The following is a 3,252-nucleotide window of genomic DNA, read 5'->3' on the forward strand; positions in this document are numbered from 1 at the left end:
TGGTGGGGGTGCGTGGACCTAGGTTCCCAGCGGATGCTCCGCCAGTAGGATCGGCGCTGCGGTGTTTCACGACCCGGTTCGGGATGGGACGGGGTGGGACCACCACGCTAACCACACACCCACTGGGATACAGTGAGCGGTTCACTTGTGAACCGTCCTACCGTACCAACTGATGCCCTGCGTGTGCCATTGAGCCGCCACCCGTGCGCGTCGCGCACGCCGGTGGAGGGAAGCCCTCGACTCTGCACTCGAGTCACCTCCACGCCTCGCGGCGCGTCCAGTGCTCGCTGCGTACCCCAGTCATCTCCTGGGAGTCTTACCAGCCTATAGCTGTGAGAGTACTCATCTTGAGGCACATTTCCCACTTAGATGCTTTCAGCGGTTCTTGTTTCCGAACATAGCTACGGAGCCTGCAGGACGCCCCACAACTCCTCCACCAGCGGTTCGTCCAGCCCGGTCCTCTCGTACTAGGGCCAGCTCCTCGCAATACTCTAAGCGCTCAGAGCGGATAGAGACCGAACTGTCTCACGACGTTCTGAACCCAGCTCGCGTGCCGCTTTAATGGGCGAACAGCCCAACCCTTGGGACCTACTCCAGCCCCAGGATGCGACGAGCCGACATCGAGGTGCCACGCTCCGCCGTCGATATGAACTCTTGGGCGGTCTGAGCCTGTTATCCCCGGGGTAGCTTTTGTCCGTTAAGCCACAGCCTTTCCACACAGCACTGTGGGATCACTACGACCGACTTTCGTCCCTGCTCGACCTGTGTGTCTCGCAGTCAAGCACCCTTGTGCCGTTGCACGCGCTCGTGGATGGCCATCCCACGTGAGGGTACCTTTGTGCGCCTCCGTTACCTTTTGGGAGGCGACCGCCCCAGTCAAACTACCCACCAGCCACCGTCCCCGCGGCCTGCGGGTGAGGATGGACCGCAACGAAGAGTGGTATTTCACCGTCGGCTCCCCGACCCCCGCGAGGGCCGGTTCTCCGCCTCCCACCTATCCTACGCATCGCAGCGATCTATCCGATGGCAAGTTGTAGTAAAGCTCCACGGGGTCTTTTTGTCCTGCTCTGAGTTGGCCGCATCTTCACGGCCACTGCAATTTCACCGAGCCCCTAGTTGAGACAGTGCCCAGATCGTGATGCCTTTCGTGCGGGTCGGAACTTACCCGACAAGGAATTTCGCTACCTTAGGACTGTTATAGTTACAGCCGCCGTTTACCGGGGCTTCGGTTCGGAGCTTGCACCCCTCCCCTTAACCTTCCGGCACTGGGCAGGCATCACCCCCTATACATCAGCTTGCGCTTTAAGCAGGGAGCTGTGGTTCTGTTATCCAGTCGCCCGGGCCTGGACCCTGCGGCTGCCTCATGCTCCACCCGCGAGGGGCTTCACACTACGCGCAGCACCCCTTCTTCCGAAGGTACGGGGTCAATTTGCCGAGTTCCTTAACTAGGGATCACTCGTTCACCTTGGTCTCCTCGACCAGCCCACCTGTGTCGGTTTGCGGTACGGTCATGGTTTGTCTCCCGAGCCGACCTTTCTCGGCTGTCCAGGTGCCTCGCCCTTGGCCGTGGATTGCTCCGTAGCCTCGGCATTGCCTCTCGGTCAACGCGTCAGGGGATTTGCCTCCCAACGCTCCCTACCGGCTTACACGGCGCTCGTCTCGCCGCGGCGACTCCCCCCCAGCATTCGGCATTGGTCAAACGACAAACACACGGTATCGGAATATCAACCGATTGTCCATCGGCTTCGCCTTTCGGCTACGCCTTAGGCCCGACTCACCCGCCGCGGTGTACCCGTGCGGCGGAACCCTTGGGCTTCCGGTGGTGGGGGTTGCGACCCCACTTCTCTGTTACTCATTCCGGCATTCGCACTCGTTGGCGCTCCACCAGGGCTTCCGCTCTGGCTTCTCTGCCCCAACGACGCTCCCCTACCGAGGATTGCTCCTCCCGCAGCGTCGGCACACTACTTTGCCCCGTTGAAGCATCGGCGCAGCGCTACTCGACCAGTGAGCTATTACGCACTCTTTCAAGGGTGGCTGCTTCTAAGCCAACCTCCTGGTTGTCTACGCGGCACCACAACCTTTCCCACTAAGTAGTGATTTGGGGGCCTTAGCTGGCGGTCTGGGCTGTTTCCCTCTCGACGACGGATATTCGCACTCGCCGTCTCACTCGCGGTGTTCGCGCGTCGGTATTCGCAGTTTGCCGTCGCTTGGTAAGCGGTGAAGCCCCCGCACAACAACAGTGCTCTACCTCCGACGGCGACTAAGCCGCGGCTGTACCTCAATACATTTCGGGGAGAACGAGCTATCTCCATGTTCGATTGGCATTTCACCCCTACCCACAGTTCATCCGAGCGGTTTGTAACCCACACCGGTGCGGCCCTCCACGTCCTGTTAGGGACGCTTCAGCCTGACCATGGGTAGCTCACATGGTTTCGCGTCTACCTCCGGCGACGATGTCGCCCGTGAAGACTCGGTTTCCCTGCGGCTCCAGCTGTTTCTGCCTTAACCGCGCCACCGAAGGTAACTCGCCGGATCATACTCCAAAAGGCACGCGGTCAGGCTTGACTTACGCCCTAGCCCTCCCACGGCATGCAAGCACACGATTTCAGGGTCTGTTTCACTCCCCTCACCGGGGTACTTTTCACCGTTCCCTCACGGTACTGTTCGCTATCGGTCGCAACGTGTAGCTTGCCTTAGAGGGTGGTCCCCCTCGATTCCGCCCAGGTTCTTCGTGCCCGGACGTACTCAGGTACCGAGGCTCCATCGGTCGTCAGCGGCTACGCGACTCTCACGCGCTCTGGTGCGGCTTTCCAGACCGCTTCGCCTGCTGACTTAGTACAGAGTAGGTGCCGGCCAGCACCCCTTCTCGGCCCTACAACCCCAGACCGGCAACGGTGGCCCCTTGACACCGGCCTGGTTTAGGCAAAAACCCGGTTCGTTCGCCACTACTACGGGTGTGGTTCTCTCTTCCTCCGGCTACTGAGATGTTTCAGTTGGCCGGGTGCCCTCCACTTACGTGGTACCGCCGAAGCGGTGGGTTGCCCCATTCGGAGATCTGCGGATCACAGCCTGCGTGCGACTCCCCGCAGCATATCGGAGCGGTGCCCCGTCCTTCATCGGCACGTTGCGCCATGGCATCCGTCGTGTGCTCATAGTGTCTTCCCTCCGCCTGCGTTCGCGGCGCTCACGCGCGGCGTCCAGACGGTGATGTCTTTAGCATTCGCAGTGCATCAGTTGGTAAGGTACGACGGG

At 60.8% G+C, this 3,252-nt stretch carries 2 rRNA genes; both read right to left on the reverse strand.

Annotation, left to right across the window (positions count from 1 at the left end):
* Positions 1-5 precede the first annotated feature (5 nt).
* Positions 6-121 (reverse strand): 5S ribosomal RNA (gene rrf, locus EKD03_RS18015).
* 103 nt (positions 122-224) lie between these two features.
* Positions 225-3,165 (reverse strand): 23S ribosomal RNA (locus EKD03_RS18020).
* Positions 3,166-3,252 lie beyond the last annotated feature (87 nt).

The sequence above is a fragment of the Candidatus Oscillochloris fontis genome (assembly GCF_004138135.1).
Taxonomy (GTDB): domain Bacteria; phylum Chloroflexota; class Chloroflexia; order Chloroflexales; family Chloroflexaceae; genus Oscillochloris; species Oscillochloris fontis.